14 protein-coding genes are annotated in these 17,736 nt (G+C 73.2%); 10 read left to right on the plus strand and 4 right to left on the minus strand.

The window, feature by feature from the left end; all coding sequences use genetic code 11:
• Window positions 1-161 precede the first annotated feature (161 nt).
• The 5 genes from lpdA to ABT129_RS09350 all read left to right on the plus strand — a co-directional run bounded on the left by lpdA (window position 162) and on the right by ABT129_RS09350 (window position 8,364).
• Window positions 162-1,550: a dihydrolipoyl dehydrogenase gene (lpdA, locus tag ABT129_RS09330; protein ID WP_351898636.1), complete on the plus strand. Its 1,389-nt coding sequence runs from the start codon at window positions 162-164 to the stop codon at window positions 1,548-1,550.
• Window positions 1,551-1,613: 63 nt separating this feature from the next.
• The gene (gene sucB, locus ABT129_RS09335) at window positions 1,614-3,410 is read left to right on the plus strand and encodes a 2-oxoglutarate dehydrogenase, E2 component, dihydrolipoamide succinyltransferase (RefSeq protein ID WP_351898639.1); all 1,797 of its coding nucleotides are present in this window, start codon (window positions 1,614-1,616) and stop codon (window positions 3,408-3,410) included.
• 119 nt (window positions 3,411-3,529) lie between these two features.
• Window positions 3,530-4,153: a GntR family transcriptional regulator gene (locus ABT129_RS09340; protein WP_351898641.1), complete on the plus strand. Its 624-nt coding sequence runs from the start codon at window positions 3,530-3,532 to the stop codon at window positions 4,151-4,153.
• Window positions 4,154-4,642: 489 nt separating this feature from the next.
• Window positions 4,643-7,348: a pyruvate dehydrogenase (acetyl-transferring), homodimeric type gene (gene aceE, locus ABT129_RS09345; protein ID WP_351898643.1), complete on the plus strand. Its 2,706-nt coding sequence runs from the start codon at window positions 4,643-4,645 to the stop codon at window positions 7,346-7,348.
• Between the two features lie 53 nt (window positions 7,349-7,401).
• A complete protein-coding gene (locus ABT129_RS09350) occupies window positions 7,402-8,364 on the plus strand; it encodes a helix-turn-helix transcriptional regulator (protein WP_351898646.1) in 963 nt (320 codons plus the stop codon).
• 94 nt (window positions 8,365-8,458) lie between these two features.
• Here the strand turns inward: ABT129_RS09350 and ABT129_RS09355 are convergent, their stop codons facing one another.
• Entirely contained in the window at window positions 8,459-9,397 is a 939-nt protein-coding gene (locus ABT129_RS09355) for an SDR family oxidoreductase (protein ID WP_351898648.1), read from the minus strand.
• Window positions 9,398-9,497: 100 nt separating this feature from the next.
• On the opposite strand from ABT129_RS09355, the gene ABT129_RS09360 reads away from it, so the two are divergent.
• A complete protein-coding gene (locus ABT129_RS09360) occupies window positions 9,498-10,019 on the plus strand; it encodes a DUF4240 domain-containing protein (RefSeq protein ID WP_351898963.1) in 522 nt (173 codons plus the stop codon).
• Between the two features lie 69 nt (window positions 10,020-10,088).
• Here ABT129_RS09360 and ABT129_RS09365 read toward each other — a convergent pair whose 3' ends face one another.
• Complete coding sequence (locus ABT129_RS09365) at window positions 10,089-10,883, minus strand: SDR family NAD(P)-dependent oxidoreductase (RefSeq protein ID WP_351898651.1); 795 nt, start codon at window positions 10,881-10,883, stop codon at window positions 10,089-10,091.
• Window positions 10,884-11,034: 151 nt separating this feature from the next.
• Here ABT129_RS09365 and ABT129_RS09370 point away from each other — a divergent pair, with 151 nt between their 5' ends.
• A complete protein-coding gene (locus ABT129_RS09370; RefSeq protein WP_351898653.1) occupies window positions 11,035-11,691 on the plus strand; it encodes a TetR/AcrR family transcriptional regulator in 657 nt (218 codons plus the stop codon).
• A gap of 120 nt (window positions 11,692-11,811) precedes the next feature.
• On the opposite strand, the gene ABT129_RS09375 is transcribed toward ABT129_RS09370, so the two are convergent.
• Window positions 11,812-12,315 carry a GNAT family N-acetyltransferase gene (locus ABT129_RS09375; protein ID WP_351898656.1) on the minus strand — a complete coding sequence of 168 codons (504 nt, stop codon included), beginning with the start codon at window positions 12,313-12,315 and terminating at the stop codon, window positions 11,812-11,814.
• Window positions 12,316-12,353: 38 nt separating this feature from the next.
• On the opposite strand from ABT129_RS09375, the gene ABT129_RS09380 reads away from it, so the two are divergent.
• Together ABT129_RS09380 and ABT129_RS09385 are read left to right on the plus strand one after the other, a co-directional pair.
• The gene (locus tag ABT129_RS09380) at window positions 12,354-13,274 is read left to right on the plus strand and encodes a TIGR01777 family oxidoreductase (protein ID WP_351898658.1); all 921 of its coding nucleotides are present in this window, start codon (window positions 12,354-12,356) and stop codon (window positions 13,272-13,274) included.
• A gap of 366 nt (window positions 13,275-13,640) precedes the next feature.
• Entirely contained in the window at window positions 13,641-15,017 is a 1,377-nt protein-coding gene (locus ABT129_RS09385; protein WP_351898660.1) for an NAD(P)/FAD-dependent oxidoreductase, read from the plus strand.
• 77 nt (window positions 15,018-15,094) lie between these two features.
• On the opposite strand, the gene ABT129_RS09390 is transcribed toward ABT129_RS09385, so the two are convergent.
• On the minus strand, window positions 15,095-16,609 hold the full coding sequence (locus ABT129_RS09390) for an NsdA family TPR-like regulatory protein (protein ID WP_351898663.1): 1,515 nt from the start codon (window positions 16,607-16,609) through the stop codon (window positions 15,095-15,097).
• Between the two features lie 298 nt (window positions 16,610-16,907).
• Here ABT129_RS09390 and lipB point away from each other — a divergent pair, with 298 nt between their 5' ends.
• Window positions 16,908-17,717, plus strand: a complete 810-nt coding sequence (lipB, locus tag ABT129_RS09395; protein WP_351898665.1) for a lipoyl(octanoyl) transferase LipB — start codon at window positions 16,908-16,910, stop codon at window positions 17,715-17,717.
• The last annotated feature ends 19 nt before the right edge of the window (window positions 17,718-17,736 follow it).

The following is a 17,736-nucleotide window of genomic DNA, read 5'->3' on the forward strand; positions in this document are numbered from 1 at the left end:
TCAGAGCACGGCCCCGCGTCCCGCCATCCGTCAACAAGTGCGAAGATGGGTTCTCGGCAGGACAGGGCCCCCACCACAGGGCCGAAAATAAGCGGCCGAACACCAGCCGCCGCCCGGTCATCGAGGACCGGCGACGAGCGCACATGCATGGAGGACGTGACGTGGCGAACGACGCCAGCACCGTTTTCGACCTAGTGATCCTCGGCGGCGGTAGCGGCGGTTACGCCGCGGCCCTGCGCGGAGCGCAGCTGGGCCTGGACGTCGCACTGATCGAGAAGAACAAGCTCGGCGGCACCTGCCTGCACAACGGCTGCATCCCGACGAAGGCCCTGCTCCACGCCGGCGAGGTCGCCGACCAGACCCGCGAGGCGGAGCAGTTCGGTGTCAAGGCCTCCTTCGAGGGCATCGACATCAAGGCCGTGCACAAGTACAAGGACGACGTGATCTCGGGCCTGTACAAGGGTCTGCAGGGTCTCGTCGCCTCCCGCAAGGTGACCTACATCGAGGGCACCGGCCACCTGTCCTCCCCGACCTCCGTCGACGTCGACGGGCGTCGTGTCGAGGGCCGTCACGTCCTGCTGGCCACCGGCTCCGTGCCGAAGTCCCTGCCGGGCCTGGAGATCGACGGCAACCGGATCATCACCTCGGACCACGCGCTGACCCTCGACCGGGTCCCGGAGTCCGCGATCATCCTCGGCGGCGGTGTCATCGGCGTCGAGTTCGCCTCCGCGTGGAAGTCCTTCGGCACCGACGTCACGGTGATCGAGGGCATGAAGCACCTCGTCCCCGTCGAGGACGAGAACAGCTCGAAGCTTCTTGAGCGCGCGTTCCGCAAGCGCGGCATCAAGTTCAACCTCGGCACCTTCTTCCAGTCCGCCGAGTACACCGACAACGGCGTCAAGGTCACCCTGGCCGACGGCAAGACCTTCGAGGCCGAGGTGCTGCTCGTCGCGATCGGCCGCGGCCCGGTCTCCGCCGGTCTCGGCTACGAGGAGCAGGGCGTCGCGATGGACCGCGGCTACGTCCTGGCCGACGAGTACATGCGCACCAACGTGCCGACGATCTCGGCCGTGGGCGACCTCGTCCCGACGCTCCAGCTCGCGCACGTCGGCTTCGCCGAGGGCATCCTCGTCGCGGAGCGGCTGGCCGGCCTCAAGGCCGTCCCGATCGACTACGACGGCGTGCCCCGGGTGACGTACTGCCACCCCGAGGTCGCCTCCGTCGGCATCACCGAGGCCAAGGCCAAGGAGATCTACGGCGCGGACAAGGTCGTCGCCCTCAAGTACAACCTCGCGGGCAACGGCAAGAGCAAGATCCTCAAGACCGCGGGCGAGATCAAGCTCGTCCAGGTCAAGGACGGTGCCGTGGTCGGCGTCCACATGGTCGGTGACCGCATGGGCGAGCAGGTCGGCGAAGCGCAGCTGATCTACAACTGGGAGGCGCTGCCGGCCGAGGTCGCGCAGCTCATCCACGCCCACCCGACGCAGAACGAGGCGCTCGGCGAGGCCCACCTGGCCCTGGCCGGCAAGCCTCTGCACTCCCACGACTGACGCTCATCGTCATCACAGGGCGCGACGACCACTTTCCGCAATTCGTTAGGAGCAACTGAAACCATGTCGGTTTCCGTAACCCTGCCGGCGCTCGGCGAGAGCGTCACCGAGGGCACCGTCACCCGCTGGCTCAAGGCCGAGGGCGAGCGTGTCGAGGCCGACGAGCCGCTGCTCGAGGTCTCGACCGACAAGGTCGACACCGAGATCCCCGCCCCCGCCTCGGGCATCCTGGCCTCCATCAAGGTCGCCGAGGACGAGACGGTCGAGGTCGGCGCCGAGCTGGCCATCATCGACGACGGCACCGGCGCCCCGGCCGAGGCTCCGGCCCCGGCCGCCGAGGCCGCTCCGGCTGCCGAGGCCGCTCCGGCTCCGGCCGCCGAGGCCGCCCCGGCCCCCGCGGCCGAGGCCCCGGCCGCCCCGGCGCCTGCCGCCGAGGCTCCGGCCGCCGCTCCGGCGGGCGGTGCCGGCGGCACCGACGTCGTGCTGCCGGCGCTCGGCGAGTCCGTCACCGAGGGCACCGTGACCCGCTGGCTGAAGTCGGTCGGCGAGACCGTCGAGGCCGACGAGCCGCTGCTCGAGGTCTCCACGGACAAGGTCGACACCGAGATCCCGGCACCGGCCTCCGGTGTCCTCCTGGAGATCGTCGTCGCCGAGGACGAGACCGCCGAGGTCGGCGCCAAGCTGGCCGTCATCGGTGCCGCGGGTGCCGCTCCGGCCGCCGCCCCGGCTCCGGCTCCGGCCGCCCCGGCCCCGGCTCAGGCTGCCCCGGCCGCTGCCCCGGCTCCGGCCCCGGCCCCGGCTCCGGCCGCTCCGGCTCCGGCTGCCCCGGCCGCCGCTCCGGCCCCGGCGCCCGCGCCGGCGGCTCCGGCCGCTCCGGCTCCGGTCGCGCAGACCCCGTCCCTCGCGCCCGCGCTCGTCACCCCGGCTCCGGCCGAGGACGGCGCGTACGTGACCCCGCTCGTCCGCAAGCTCGCCACCGAGAACGGTGTCGACCTCGCGGCCGTCAAGGGCTCGGGCGTCGGCGGCCGTATCCGCAAGCAGGACGTCCTCGCGGCCGCCGAGGCCAAGAAGGCCGCCCCGGCCCCCGCCGCCGCTCCGGCCGCCGCCGCGAAGGCGCCGGCCCTGGAGGCCTCCCCGCTGCGCGGTCAGACCGTCAAGATGACCCGCATGCGCAAGGTCATCGGCGACAACATGATGAAGGCGCTGCACGGCCAGGCCCAGCTGACCTCGGTCGTCGAGGTCGACATCACCAAGCTGATGAAGCTGCGCGGCCGCGCGAAGGACGCCTTCGCCGCCCGTGAGGGCGTCAAGCTCTCCCCGATGCCGTTCTTCGTGAAGGCGGCGGCCCAGGCGCTGAAGGCCCACCCGGTCATCAACGCCCGGATCAACGAGGACGAGGGCACGATCACCTACTTCGACACCGAGAACATCGGTATCGCGGTGGACTCCGAGAAGGGTCTGATGACCCCGGTCATCAAGGGTGCGGGCGACCTCAACATCGCCGGTATCTCGAAGAAGACCGCGGAGCTGGCCGGCGCCGTGCGCGCCAGCAAGATCACCCCGGACGACCTGGCCGGCGCGACCTTCACCATCTCCAACACCGGTTCGCGCGGCGCGCTCTTCGACACGATCATCGTGCCCCCGAACCAGGTCGCCATCCTGGGCATCGGCGCCACCGTGCGCCGTCCGGTCGTCATCAACCACCCGGACCTGGGTGAGACGATCGCGATCCGCGACATGACCTACGTCGCGCTGTCCTACGACCACCGTCTGGTGGACGGCGCCGACGCCGCCCGCTACCTGACCTCGGTCAAGGCGATCCTCGAGGCCGGCGAGTTCGAGGTCGACCTCGGTCTGTAGGACGTACGCCGAAAGGCAACGTAACGAGCCTCACCTGCGGCGCCCCCGTCCGGAAGTGTTTCCGGACGGGGGCGCCGCCGTATTGTCTTCAGAGTCAACACTCCCCGAGGAGCCGCTTCATGACCGTCCCCGTCGTCCACTCGCTGCGCGAGCAGATCCGCGAGCACATCGTGGAGGGGATCGTCAGCGGCCGCTGGAAGCCGGGCGAGCGGATCGTGGAGCGCCGGATCGCGACCGAGCTGGAGGTCTCCCAGACCCCCGTCCGCGAGGCGCTGCGCGAGCTGGAGTCGCTGCGACTGATCGAGTCGGCGCCGAACAAGGGCGTCCGGGTCCGCAACCTGACCGCCGCCGACCTGGAGGAGAGCTACCCCGTACGCGCCGGTCTGGAGCAGATCGCGGCCGAACTCGCGGCCGGGCGGCTCGCCTCGGACTGCTCGGCCCTGGAACCGCACGTGGCGGCGCTCTACGAGGCGGACGCGGCCTCGGACGGGACGGCGCAGGTGCGGCACACGGTGGCCTTCCACCGGGAGCTGGTGAAGGCCGCGGGGAACAAGGTGCTGCTGCACACCTGGGAGACCCTCGGCATCGAGGTCTTCACGGCCCTGTCGATCCGCTGGCTGGGCACGGTCCAGAAGTCGTACGCCGAGGAGCACCAGGAGCTGGTGGAGGCCTTCCGGCGGGGCGACCCGAACATCGGGGCCCTGGTGAAGGCACACGTACTGGGCTGCGCGCCGCGCGCTTGAGGCCCCGTCCGCTCTTCCGCGCCGCGCGCGTGAGGCCTCGGCCTTCCGGGTCCACCGCACGTCCGGGACCTCGCTCCCCCTGTCCCGTCGCGCGTACGAAACCTCACATTTCCCCTGCCGTCGCGCGCCTTCGGCCTCACCGCTCCCTCCTCCTCCCTCACTCCTTCCTCACCCCTCCCCCATCACTCCGTAACGGAGCGTGGCGGAACACAGCGGGTCCACCCTCCCGGGCGGGCCCGCTCATTCGTGCGGGCACCCCCTCAGAAAGCCGCTCCCACCTGCGAAAACAAGGCGAAAACGAGGCACCGGGTGCCCCGTTTCGCGGCACCCTGTGCCGACTTTCTCGATCTGAAGAGGTTTTCCCCTTCAACCCTTTGATCGATCATCGATCGCCGGTTTACAGTCTTCGGCGGGCCACACCCGGCCCTTCGCCCTGTCCTGCCAGACATGGCCACCATCTCCACCCCACCTGTCCGGAAGGCGGCGATCATGACCGATCCCGTAGGCAAGATTCCGAGCGAGCTCGACCAGCTCCCGGACCGTGACACCGAGGAGACCGCCGAGTGGGCGGCCTCCCTGGACGCCGTCACCAAGGCCGCCGGCCCCCACCGGGCCGCCTACCTGATGCGCCGCACGCTCCAGCACGCCGAGGGCGCGGGCCTGGCCCTGCCCAAGCTGCTGGAGACCGATTACGTCAACACCATCCCGACCTCCGCCGAGCCGACGGGCGCCGCGTTCGACGGCGACGAGGACATGGAGCGCCGGATCACCGCCTGGAACCGCTGGAACGCGGCCGCGATGGTCTCCCGCGGCTCGAAGTACGGCGTCGGCGGTCACATCGCCACGTTCGCGTCGGCCGCCTGGCTGTACGAGACGGGCTTCAACCACTTCTTCAAGGGCAAGGAAGCCGACGGTTCCGGCGACCAGCTCTACATCCAGGGTCACGCCGCCCCCGGCATCTACGCCCGCGCGTTCCTGGACGGCCGCCTGAACGAGGCGCACCTCGACAACTTCCGGCAGGAGTCCGGCGGCAACGGTCTGCCCTCCTACCCGCACCCGCGCCGCCTCCCCTGGCTGTGGGAGTTCCCCACCGTCTCCATGGGTCTCGGTCCGCTCTCCGCGATCTACCAGGCGCGCTTCAACCGCTACCTGACCAACCGCTCCATCAAGGACGTCTCCGCCTCGCACGTGTGGGCGTTCCTCGGTGACGGCGAGATGGACGAGCCCGAGTCGACCGCGGCCCTCGCCCTGGCCGCCCGCGAGGGTCTGGACAACCTGACCTTCGTCATCAACTGCAACCTGCAGCGCCTCGACGGCCCGGTCCGCGCGAACTTCAAGATCGTGCAGGAGCTGGAGGCGCAGTTCCGCGGCGCCGGCTGGAACGTCGTGAAGTCGCTGTGGGGCAACGCCTGGGACGAGCTGTTCGCGCTCGACACCACCGGCGCCCTCGTCCGCCGCCTCCGCGAGGTGCCGGACGCTCAGGTCCAGACGTACCAGACCCGCGACGCCGCCTACATCCGCCAGGACTTCTTCGGCAAGGACCCGGCGCTCGTCGCGATGGCGCAGCTGCTGAGCGACGACAAGATCCTGGAGTGCTTCCACCTCTCGCGCGGTGGCCACGAGCCGCGCAAGGTGTACGCCGCGTACAAGGCCGCCGTCGAGTTCAAGGGCGCGCCGACGGTCATCCTCGCGCAGACCGTCAAGGGCTTCACCCTCGGTGAGGGCTTCGCGTCGAAGAACGCGAACCACCAGATGAAGAAGCTCTCCACGGACGAGTTCAAGAACATGCGGGACCTCCTCGACCTGCCGATCCCGGACGCGCAGTTCGTCGACGGCCAGGTGCCCTACGGTCACCCCGGCGCCGACTCCCCCGAGGTCCGCTACCTCCAGGAGCGCCGCGCGGCCCTCGGCGGCCCGGCCCCGGCCCGCCGCACCCAGCCGCTGGCGCCGCTGCCGGCCCCGGCCGACAAGTCCTTCGCCGCCTTCGACAAGGGCTCCGGCACGCAGTCGATGGCCACCACGATGGCCTTCGTCCGCCTGGTCAAGGACCTGATCCGCGACAAGGAGACCGGCAAGCGCTGGGTCCCGATCGTCCCGGACGAGGCCCGCACCTTCGGCATGGAGTCGCTGTTCCCGTCGCTCGGCATCTACTCGCCGAAGGGCCAGACGTACGAGCCGGTCGACCGCGACCAGCTGATGTACTACAAGGAGGCCGTCAACGGCCAGATCCTCAACGAGGGGATCACCGAGGCCGGTTCGATGGCCGACTTCATCGCCGCGTCCACCGCGTACTCCACGCACGGTGAGGCGATGATCCCGTTCTACATCTTCTACTCGATGTTCGGCTGGCAGCGGACCGCCGACCAGATGTGGCAGCTCGGCGACCAGCTCGGCCGCGGCTTCCTCGTCGGCGCCACCGCGGGCCGTACGACCCTGACCGGTGAGGGTCTCCAGCACGCCGACGGCCACTCGCCGGTGATCGCGGCGACGAACCCGGCGGCGCTGACGTACGACCCGGCGTTCGCCTACGAGGTCGCGGCCATCGTCAAGGAGGGTCTGCGCCGGATGTACGGCGAGGCCGCCGAGGGCGAGGACCAGAACGTCTTCTACTACCTCACCGTCTACAACGAGCCGATGCCGCAGCCGGCCAAGCCGGCCGGGATCGACGAGGGCATCGTCAAGGGCCTGTACCGGTTCAACACCGCCGAGTCGGCCGGTCTCGACCTGCCCGCGAACGCCTCGCGCATCCAGCTCCTCTCCTCCGGTACGGCCATCCACTGGGCCCTGGAGGCGCAGAAGCTGCTCGCCGCCGAGTGGGGCGTGGGCGCCGACGTGTGGTCCGCGACCTCCTGGACGGAGCTGCGGCGCGACGCCCTGGAGGCCGACGCGGCGCTGCTGCGCGGCGAGGAGCAGGTGCCGTACATCCGCGAGGCCCTGGAGGGCGTCGAGTCCCCGGTCCTCGCGGTCTCCGACTACATGCGCCAGGTCCCGGACCAGATCGCGCAGTGGGTCGAGCAGGACTGGTCCTCGCTCGGTGCGGACGGCTTCGGCCTGTCGGACACCCGTGACGCGGCCCGCCGCCACTTCGGCGTCGACGCCCAGTCGATCGTCGTCGCGGCCCTCGCCCAGCTCGCCCGCCGCGGCGAGGTCCCGGCCTCGGCCGTGAAGGAGGCGCGCGAGCGCTACGGCCTGTAGTTCCGGTGGGCCGAGGAGGCCCGCCTGTCGGTGCGGGCACGCATGATGGAGTCATGCGTGCCGCCCGGCTGATCAAGATGGTCCTGCTGCTCCAGTCCCGTCCGTCGATGACGGCGGCCGAACTGGCCACGGAGCTGGAGGTGTCCGAACGGACCATCACCCGCGATGCCCTCGCCCTCTCCGAGGCGGGGGTTCCGGTGTACGCGGACCGGGGCAGGAGCGGTGGGTACCGGCTCGTCGGCGGCTACCGGACCCGGCTGACGGGTCTGGCGCGCGGCGAGGCCGAGGCGCTGTTCCTCTCCGGACTGCCGGGCGCGCTGCGGGACATGGGGCTGGAGGACGCTGCATCGGCGGCCCGCCTGAAGGTGTCCGCCGCGCTGCTGCCCTCGCTGCGCGACGCCCCCGACTCGGCGGCCCAGCGCTTCCACCTCGACGCGCCCGGGTGGTACCAGGAGCCGGAGACACCGGAGTTGCTGCCGCCGATCGCGGAGGCCGTCTGGGACGACCGGATGCTCTCCGCCCGCTACCGGCGCGGCGACCGCGAGGTGGAGCGGGAACTCGCTCCGTACGGCCTCGTCCTGAAGGCGGGCGTCTGGTACCTGTGCGCGCGCTCCGGCACGGCGTTCCGTACCTACCGGGTGGACCGCTTCGCCGCCGTCGCCCTCGCCGGGGAGCGGTTCGTCCGGGACGAGGCCTTCGACCTGCCCGCCTTCTGGGCCGACCGCGCGGCGGAGTTCGCCCGGTCGATCCTGCGCGGTCGGATCGTCGTACGGCTCACGGAGGCGGGGGCGCGACGGCTGCCGTACGTGACGGACCGCGCGGCCGCCGAGGAGGCCCTGGCGGCGGGCGAGCGGGACGCGGAGGGCCGCGTGACGGCGTCGCTCCCGGTGGAGAGCGAGGAGGTCGCCTTCGCCCAGCTCCTCACCCTCGGCGCGGAGGCGGAGGTGCTGGCCCCGGACACGCTCCGCGCGCGGTTCGCGGAGGCGGCCCGGGGCCTGGCGGAGCTGTACGGGTGAGGCGTGGCGGGTGAGCGTCGCGGGTGGGGGTGTCGTGGGTGAGGCTTCGCGGGGCAGCGGTGGCGACCGGTGGTCGCTCGCTCCCGGCGCCGGCCTACCGGTAGTCGTCCACGGACACGTCCTGGTCCGTCTCCTTCGCGATGATGAAGCCCCACGCGTCCGGCCGTGATCCGTCCGCGTCGGTGAAGCCGTACTCCTTCGCCAGCTGTCCGCTGGAGAGGGAGCCGCCGTTCCAGCGGGCCCGGTCGGGGTCGGCGGCGAGGGCGGCGACCGCGCGGCCGACATAGACCGGGGACTCGGCGACGGCGAAGTCGGGGAGCTTCTCGGCGGCGTCGCGCCAGTTCTCCTCGGTCACGCCGAAGTGGTCCAGCATCTGCTCGGAGCGGAGCCAGCCGGGGGTGAGGGCGACCGCCGTGCCGCCGGATTCCGCCAGCTCCCTGCCGAGGCCGAACGCCATCCGGATCGGCGCGTTCTTGGCGAGGTCGTAGAAGACGTTCTCGCGGTAGCGGGTGCTGTTGTACTCCTGTGTGCCGTCGGTGACCTCGATCAGGAGACCGCCGGGGTTGCGGACGAGCAGCGGGACCGCCGCCGCGCTGGTGATCAGATGGGTCTTCACGCCCAGCTCCAGCATCCGCAGCCCGTCGGCGAGCTCGACCTCCCAGATCTTCTTGCCGAAGCCGGCGACCACCAGGTGCTCGCCGCCCCAGACGTCGTTGACGAGGACGTCGAGCCGCCCGCGCTCCCGGTCGATCCGGTCGACCAGGGCCCGCACCTGCTCGACCTCCAGGTGGTCGGTGGGGACGGCGATGCCCTCTCCGCCGGCGGCCGTCACCAGTTCGGCGGTCTCCTCGATGGTCTCGGTGGTCCGGCCGACCTCGCTGACCTTCTCGCGGGTGGTCCGCCCGGTGACGTACACCGTGGCTCCCGCCGCGCCGAGCTGGACGGCGATGGCCCGTCCGGCGCCCCGGGTGGCCCCGGCGACCAGGCAGATCCGTCCCCGCAGGCTGTTCGTGTCCGTCGTCTCCGTCGTCATGAACACCAGACTGACAGGAAAGTAAGACATCCTCTGTCCGGATTCATTTCGGGCTTTCCGGGTGCGTCGCACCCCCCGAGCCAGGATGCTTGGTCCCGTGATGGACGAGACCGAGTTCTGGGAGATCATCGACGCCAGCCGAGAGGACGCCGAGGGCGACCCCGAGGAACAGGCCGATCTGCTCGTGGAACGGCTGACCCGGCTGGACCCCGACTCCGTGCTCGACTACGCGCGCCATTTCGAGGCCCGCTACAACCGCGCGTACCTCTGGGATCTGTGGGGCGTGGCGGCCGTGCTGTTCGACGGGGCGGGGGACGAGGCCTTCGACTCGTTCCGCTGCTGGCTCATCGGCCAGGGCCGGGAGGTCTACGAGGGCGCGGTGCACGATCCGGACGCGCTGGCGGAGCTGCTCGACGACTTCGACGTGGAGATCGACGGGGACGGCGAGGAGATCGGTTTCGCGGCGGACGAGGCGTACGAGCGGCTGACCGGCGCCGAGACCCCGGACCTGGGCATCCCGATGCCGGGCGGGGAGCCGCTGGGCGCCCCCTTCGACCTGGAGGACGACTCCGTGCTCGCGGCCCGCTTCCCGCGCCTGTGGGAGCGCTTCGGGGCGGCGTGAGGGGCGGGGTTCGGGGCGGTCCCCGGGGCGGCCCCGGGGACCTGTCGCCCAGGCGCGGGCGTCACGCCGTCAGAAGTGCGTTCCGCCGTCGATGCGGACCTCGGTGCCGGTGATGAACCTGCCGTCCTCGCTCGCCAGCATCGCGACGACTCCGGCGACGGTCTCGGGGCCCGCGAAGCCCTGGCCGAGGGCCGGGGCCAGCTTGGCGAAGAGGGAGAAGTCGGCGTCCTCGGGGAGGCCGGGGCCGACGCTCTGACGGCTGGCGCCGGTGCCGTCGGTCATGCCGGAGGAGATGGAGCCGGGCTGGACGGCGGTGAAGCGGATGCCCCGCCCGGCGTACTCGGCGGCGAGCGCGTGGGTCATGGACTGGATGCCGCCCTTGCTGGCCGCGTAGGCCGCCATGTAGGGGTGGGCGAACATCGCGGAGGTGGAGGAGAAGTTCACGACGGCGGGGCCGTCGCCCTCCAGGAGCGCGGGTATCGCCTCCCGGATCACGAGGAACGTGCCGGTGAGGTTGATCCGTACGACCTGCTCGAAGGCGTCGAGGCTCGTCTCGTGGGTGTGCGAGGAGCGCAGCACGCCGGCCGCGTTGACCAGGACGTCCAGGCCGCCGAGCGCCTCGACGGCGGCGGCGACACCGGCGCGTACGGAGGCCTCGTCCGCGACGTCCAGGACGACGGTGGTGAGGCGGTCGGCGGCGGCGCCGGCCTTGGCGACGGTGTCCTTGAGGCCGTCCTCGCTGATGTCGGCGGCGACGACGCGGCCGCCCTCGGCGAGCACGCGCAGCACGGTGGCCTGGCCGATGCCGGAGCCACCGCCGGTGATGAGGGCGCGGCGTCCTTCGTAACGGGTCAGCTGGTTCATGGCGGCAACCTCTCGATGTCGAGTTTCCGGGGATCCGGTGAGCCGTTCGGGCGACGTTCCGGAGAATGACGCCACCGTACGCCCATGTGGCACGTTTTGCCATGACTGCACATCGTGCAGGCCAGACCGTCGCGGGCGTACGCTTCGTCCGGTGAGCACCAAGCCCGAGGGGGCCACGCCCCCCGCCCGGACGCTGACGGAGCGCCGCAAGGCCGCCACCCAGCTGGACATCGCGCGCGCCGCCGCCGAGCTCTTCACCGAGCACGGGCCCGACGGCACCACGGCCGAGGACATCGCCCTGCGGGCCGGGGTCGCGCTGCGCACCTTCTACCGGTACTTCCGCTCCAAGCAGGACGCCGTGGCCCCGCTCCTCGCGGGCGGCGCCGACCGCTGGCGCGAACTCCTCGCCACGACGGAACCCGGCGCGGGCGTGCCCGAGGCCCTGGAGCGGTCGATCGCCGCGTCGCTGACCCCCGGGGACGCGGCGGCGGAGGAGGGACTGCGCTGGACGCGCGGACTGCTGCGCGCGGCCGCCGAGGACCCCGCGCTCCGCGCCGTCTGGTACCGGGTCAACCAGGAGTCCGAGGAGCGGCTGCGCGAGGTCGTCGCCGGGCTCGCGGGACCGGACGCCGACCCGCTGGAGGTACGGCTCGCGGCGGCCGCGGCCACGGACGCCATCCGGATCGCCCTGGAGAGCTGGGCGGAGACGGAGGCACCGGTCCGCGGCGAGGGCGCTCCGGCGGGGCTCGCGGTCCGGTGCCTGCGCGAGCTGATGGGCGGGATGAGGCTGCTGAACCCCGGCTCCTGAGGCCGGGGGCGGCCGGGAGCGCCCGGGGGCCACCCGGCCGGTCGTCAGCCGGTGGTCGTCAGCCGGTGGTCATCGGCCGGTGGCCGGGTGGTGGTCGGCCCGGTGGTCGTCGGTCGGTGGTCAGGTCGTGGTCAGCGACCGGCCCATGAGGATGTCGTCGACGTACGCCCCGGCCAGGAACATCTCCCCCGGCAGCACACCCTCGACCGCGAACCCCTCGGAGGCGTAGAGCGCGCGGGCCGGGGCGTTGTGGCCCAGCACGCGGAGGGTCATCCGGACGGCGCCGTCCGCGCGCGCCTTCTCCATCGCGGCCCGCAGCAGCGCCCGCGCCACCCCGTGCCCCCGGGCGGACTCGGCGACCACCAGGCCCTGGACCTGGCGTACGTGGGCGGTGGCGGCCAGCGGGGTCGGCGGCACGATCCGGATGTAGCCGACGACCACGCCCCCGCGCACCGCGAGGAGGTAGTCCTCGGGCAGGTGGCGCTCGTCGAAGAAGGGTTCGTACGGCGGGGTCGGCGCGGGCAGCACCGCGTGCAGGGGCGACCAGGTGACCCGGTCGAGCTCGGCGAGGACGTCGTCGTCCTCCCGTTCGGCGGTACGTATCAGTGTCTCCGGCACGATCATGACCGTCACTGTGCCACGGGTCGGCCGAGGAGGGCAGGATGGTCCCCATGCAGCGTTCCGCCACCCGCAAGCGTGTCGCCGTCACCGGCGCCTCCGGGCTCATCGGCTCCGCCCTCGTCCGCTCCCTGCGCGCCGACGGCCATGAAGTCCTCCGGCTCGTCCGCCGGCCCGCCCGGACCGCCGACGAGGTCGAATGGGACCCGAAGCGGCTGTACGTCGACGCCGCCGGGCTCGTCGGCGTCGACTCCGTCGTCCACCTGGCGGGCGCCGGCGTCGGCGAGCGCCGCTGGAACGAGGCGTACAAGCGGGAGATCCGGGACAGCCGGGTGCACGGCACGACGGCGATCTCCCAGGCCCTCGCCTCGCTCGCGGAGCCGCCGGAGAGCCTCGTGTGCGGCACGGCGCTCGGCTGGTACGGGGACACCGGCAGCCGCGCGGTCGACGAGAGCGCCCCCGCGGGCACGGGCTTCCTGCCCTCGGTCTGCGTCGAGTGGGAGGCCGCGGCGGCCCCCGCCGAGGAGGCCGGCATCCGGGTCACGTACGCCCGCACCGGCCTGGTGGTGGCACGCGAGGGCGGGGCCTGGGGACGACTCTTCCCGATCTTCCGCGCCGGGCTCGGCGGGCGGATGGGCGACGGCCGCCAGTACTGGTCGTTCATCTCGCTCCACGACGAGGTGGCCGCGCTGCGCCATCTGGTCGACACCCCGGCGCTCTCGGGCCCGGTGAACCTGACCGCCCCCGAGCCGGTCACCAACCGCGAGGTGACGGCGGCGATGGGCCGGGTGCTGCGCCGCCCGACCCTCTTCCCGGTGCCCGCGTCCGCCCTGAGGGCGGTGCTCGGGGACTTCGCGCAGGACGTGCTGGGGAGTCAGCGGGTGCTGCCGGGGCGGCTGTTGGAGACCGGGTTCGACTTCGCGTTCCCCACGATCGACGACGCGATCCGCGCGGCGACGCGCTGAGACCCGGGACGGACCGCACTCCGAAGCCCGGCTGCGGCGCCGCTACGGCTCGACTGCGGCTCCGTTGCGGCCCGGCTGGGGCTCCGTTGCGGCTCGGCTGCGGCTCCGCTGCGGCCCGTCGAAGCCCGGCGGTGGCGGCCTGTCGGTCGTCGGTGCGCCCCGGCTCCCCCTGACTCCCCGTCCGCCCCACCCTCCCCGGGTGTCCGCACCCCCTGCGCTCCCCCGTGCCGCACGCACCCCCGGTGCGCGCGGCTGGCACCCGTGGGGGCGCTGCCTAGGCTCGACACGAACGGCGAACTCGGGCATTCCGGAGGCCCGTTGGGGGCATAGGCCTCCCACCGGCCGCGCCGACCTGGGGAGGGGCACGTGCTCAACAGCGCAGACAGCGCAAGGAACGCACAGCGTACGGACGTCGTGGAGGCCGTCGACGTCGTCATCGTGGGAGCCGGGGTCGCGGGTCTCGCGGCCGCCCATCGGCTCACCGGCGCCGGACTCTCCGTCGCCGTCCTGGAGGCGGAACCCCGCATCGGGGGGCGGATGGCGACCGAGGCCGTCGACGGCTTCCTCCTCGACCGGGTCGGGCCGCTGCTCACCCTGTCGTACGAGGAGCTGCGCGCCGCCCCGGGGCTCGACGGGCTCGTGCTGCGCCCCTTCACCCCCGGGGTGCTCGTGCACAGCGACGGCCGGTACGCGCGGTGGGGCGCCCCGCATCCGCGCCGGGCGCCCGGCGTGCCCCGGGGGACGGGCCACCGGAGCGTGGGGGGAGCGTTCAGCGTGGCGCGCGCCCTCGCGAGCGCCCCCAGGCATCCGGCCGCCTCGCTCGACCAGGCGCGGCTCGGGGCCTCGCTCGTCCGGCTCGCCGCGACTCCGACGCAACGGATCCTCGCCCGCCCCGAGCGGACCGCGCGCGAGGCGCTCACCGCCCGGCTGCCCGCCCGGACCGTGCAGGGGGTGCTGCGCCCGCTGCTCGCCGCGCTCCTCGGCGATCCGGACCTCGGCATGTCGAGCCGTCGCGCGGACCTCGCGCTGCGCGCCTTCGCGCGGGGCAGGCTGGCCGTCCCCGAGGGCGGTTCGGCGGCGCTGCCCGAGCTGCTGGCCGCCGCGCTGCCGCCGGGCGCGGTCCGTACCGGCGTACGGGTCACGGAGGCCTCCATCTCGCGGGTCACGACGGAGGCGCACGGGGTGCTCCGGTGCCGTTCGGTGGTGCTCGCGACGGGGGCGCGGACGGCGGCGGAGCTGCTGCCGGGGCTGCGGACGCCGGCGTTCCACGCCGTCACGGTGCTCCATCACACCGCGCCCTCGGCGCCCACCGGGGACCCGACGCTGATCCTGGAGTCCGACCAGGGCGGGCCGGTGGCCCACACGGCGGTGATGAGCGCGGTCGACCCGGTCCGGGCGCCGGAGGGCCGGACGCTGATCACCTCGACGGTGCTCGGGACGCCGCCGGACGACACCGAGCGGCGGGTCCGCAAGCACCTCGCCACGCTGTACGGCACGTCGACCGACGAGTGGGAGCTGCTCGCCCTGCACCACACGCCGGACGCGGTGCCGGCGATGACGCCGCCGCACGACGCCGACCGCTCGGTGCGGCTGCTCTCGGGCCTCTACGTCTGCGGCGACCACCGGGCCGTGAGCACGCCCCAGGGCGCCCTCACGTCGGGCCACCGCGCGGCCACCGCCCTCCTCGCGGACCTGGGCCTCCGCCTCCCGGCCGAACCGTCGACGGGGGAGGTGGCGGCCTAGCGGCCCGGCGGCCCGCGCGGCCGCCGGGCCCGGCGCGGGGCGAAGCCGGGCCGGGGCCGCGGGACGGGGGGCCGCGGTCAGCCGATGGCCGCGACCCGGTCCCGGTACGTGCGGGCCGCCGCCGCGTCGCGGTACGGCTCCAGGCGGCGCTCGAAGTCGCGTACGTACTCCACCGCCCGCGCCGACCGCATCTCCGAGGCCTGCTGGGCCGCCTCGGCCCCCAGCGCGCACGCCTGCTCCAGTTCGCCCAGGGCGAGGCGGGAGGTGGCGAGCACGACCCGGCAGAAGAGGCGGCTGCGGGCGAAGCCGGGGGCACGGAGCTGGAGGGCGCGTTCGGCGTGCTGCGCGGCGGGCCGGTACTGCTGGAGGTCGCGGTGGCAGTGCCCGAGTTCGTCGGCGAGCTGGGCCTCGTCGAACATCCGGGCCCAGTACGGCACCTCGTCGCCGGGCCGGGCCGCTTCGAGGGCCCGCTCGGCGCGGACGACGGAGGCGCTGCACGCGCGCGCCTCGCCGAGGACCGCGTGCCCGCGCGCCTCGACCGCGTGCAGCATCGCCTGGACGACGGGCGGGGCGGCGGTCCCGACGCCCTGCTGGGCGACCCGGGCGAGCTGTACGGCCTCGCGCCCGTGGCCGAGGTAGACGGCCTGGCAGCTCATGGTGACGAGCACGTAGGAGCCGTAGGCCCGGTCCCCGGCGGCCTGGGCGAGGCGCAGCGCCTGGACGAAGTAGCGCTGGGCGAGCCCGTGGGCGGCGATGTCGTACGACGTCCAGCCCGCGAGCCGGGTGAGGTCGGCGGCGGCGGCGAAGAGACGGCGGCCGGTGGACTCCCCGTACGTGCCGCGCAGCATCGGCTCGGCCTCGTGCTCCAGGTAGCGGACGAGGGCCTGGCGGGCGTGGCCGCCGCCGTAGGCGTGGTCGAGGGTGCGGAAGAGCTCGCCGACGGAGCGGAGCGCCGCGATGTCGCCGCTGGAGACCCGCTGGCCGGGCCCCCGGTCCGTGCCGCGCTGCCGCGGCACGGAGAAGCGGCCCTGCGGCGGGACCCGGGGGTCGTGCGGGACGCGCGCGTCGTGCGGGTGCCGGGCGGCCTCGGCGGTGGTGGGCGCCGTGGTGGGGACGCGGGGCCCGGGCGGCTGGTCCCCCCTGGCCACCCGCTCGTCGGCGCGTCCGATCAGCCAGTCGCGGCTGGGGACGACCAGGCCCGCCGGGGTGAAGGCGATCTTGCGGAGTTCCGCGTGGCTGCCGGAGTCCTTGCGCCAGAGGCCGCTGACGATGTCGACCGCCTCTTCGGGGGTCGCGGCGAACTCCAGGCCCGCGTAGACGGGCGCGCAGGCGTCGAGGCCGAGGTCCTGGGCGGAGAGCCGGCGGCCGAGGCGACGGGTGAAGACCTCGGCGATGAGGGCCGGCGTGGTGCCCCGCGGCTGCTGGCCGCGGAGCCAGCGGGTCACCGAGGTCTTGTCGTACCGCAGGTCGAGACCGTGCTCCAGACCGAGCTGGTCCACTCGTCTCGCCAGGCCCGCATGGGAGAACCCGGCTTCGGCGATGAGTGAGGCGAGCTGGCGGTTCGGGATGCGCTGCGGTGGTCGTTCCGTCATCAGCTGTGCGGTCTCCTGCCTTCCGGGTCCGGGCGGCAGCCCCGTCGGACCCTCATGGAACGGCGTGAATTTAGCGGTCCTCACGGCCTGTACCGCCACCTTCGCCCCACATTCATCCGATCGTGTGAGGATTGACGGCATCGCTGACGTGGCGGCCCCGGCCACCCCCCGTCCACCTGCCGGAGGGGCGTACCGGGCACGGTCGTACAGTGGCATGGGCGCGAATGACGCATGGTGCCGCGCCGGCCCGGGCTGATCCCCGGTTCCCGGCCCGCGGCACCCAGGAGGAGGCATGGCCGTGAGTGAGCTGCGATTCGTCCGCCTTGGATTCGGCGCGGAAGCCGTCGAGTACCGGGTGGCCTGGGACAAGCAGCGCGAAGTGCACGCCGCGCGGTTCGCCGACGAGATCGACGACACCTGTCTGCTGCTGGAGCACCCTCCGGTCTACACGGCCGGCCGGCGCACGGCGGAGAGCGAGCGCCCCCTCGACGGGACGCCGGTGGTGGACGTGGACCGCGGCGGCAAGATCACCTGGCACGGCCCCGGCCAGCTGGTCGGCTACCCGATCATGAAGCTGCCCCGCCCGGTGGACGTCGTCGCGCACGTCCGCCGCCTGGAGGACGCGCTGATCCTCACCGCCGCCGAGTTCGGCGTGGAGACGAGCCGGGTGGAGGGCCGCAGCGGGGTGTGGGTGCTCGGCGATCCGGTGGAGCACCGGCCCGCGCTCGGCGGTCTGTCGCTCGACTTCGACCCGCGTCTGAACGACGAGGAGTTCGACCCGCGCCTGAACGGCCCCGAGTACGCCCCGTCCAACGCCGGCCAGCGCCGCGAGGACCGCAAGCTCGCCGCGATCGGCATCCGGGTCGCCAAGGGCGTCACCATGCACGGCTTCGCCCTGAACGTGAACCCGGACAACGCCTGGTTCGACCGGATCATCCCGTGCGGCATCCGCGACGCGGGCGTGACCTCCCTCGCCAACGAGCTGGGCCGGGACATCACGATCGAGGAGGTGCTGCCGGTGGCGGAGCGCCACCTGCGGTCGGTCCTGGAGGGCGCGGAGCTGAGGCCCCGCGAGATCGCGCGTCCGGTGGAGACGGCCTCGGCCTGAGAACCGGAGGAACCCCGAG

It is taken from the genome of Streptomyces sp. NPDC002057 (assembly GCF_040296665.1).
Lineage (GTDB): Bacteria > Actinomycetota > Actinomycetes > Streptomycetales > Streptomycetaceae > Streptomyces.

What these genes read in the sequence shown, in the direction of transcription:
- ABT129_RS09390 (WP_351898663.1), bottom strand. Translation starts at nt 16,609, where the DNA reads ATGACGGAACGACCACCGCAGCGCATCCCGAACCGCCAGCTCGCCTCA.
- aceE (WP_351898643.1), top strand. Translation starts at nt 4,643, where the DNA reads ATGACCGATCCCGTAGGCAAGATTCCGAGCGAGCTCGACCAGCTCCCG.
- ABT129_RS09365 (WP_351898651.1), bottom strand. Translation starts at nt 10,883, where the DNA reads ATGAACCAGCTGACCCGTTACGAAGGACGCCGCGCCCTCATCACCGGC.
- sucB (WP_351898639.1), top strand. Translation starts at nt 1,614, where the DNA reads ATGTCGGTTTCCGTAACCCTGCCGGCGCTCGGCGAGAGCGTCACCGAG.
- ABT129_RS09375 (WP_351898656.1), bottom strand. Translation starts at nt 12,315, where the DNA reads ATGATCGTGCCGGAGACACTGATACGTACCGCCGAACGGGAGGACGAC.
- ABT129_RS09360 (WP_351898963.1), top strand. Translation starts at nt 9,498, where the DNA reads ATGGACGAGACCGAGTTCTGGGAGATCATCGACGCCAGCCGAGAGGAC.
- ABT129_RS09350 (WP_351898646.1), top strand. Translation starts at nt 7,402, where the DNA reads ATGCGTGCCGCCCGGCTGATCAAGATGGTCCTGCTGCTCCAGTCCCGT.
- ABT129_RS09340 (WP_351898641.1), top strand. Translation starts at nt 3,530, where the DNA reads ATGACCGTCCCCGTCGTCCACTCGCTGCGCGAGCAGATCCGCGAGCAC.
- ABT129_RS09355 (WP_351898648.1), bottom strand. Translation starts at nt 9,397, where the DNA reads ATGACGACGGAGACGACGGACACGAACAGCCTGCGGGGACGGATCTGC.
- ABT129_RS09380 (WP_351898658.1), top strand. Translation starts at nt 12,354, where the DNA reads ATGGTCCCCATGCAGCGTTCCGCCACCCGCAAGCGTGTCGCCGTCACC.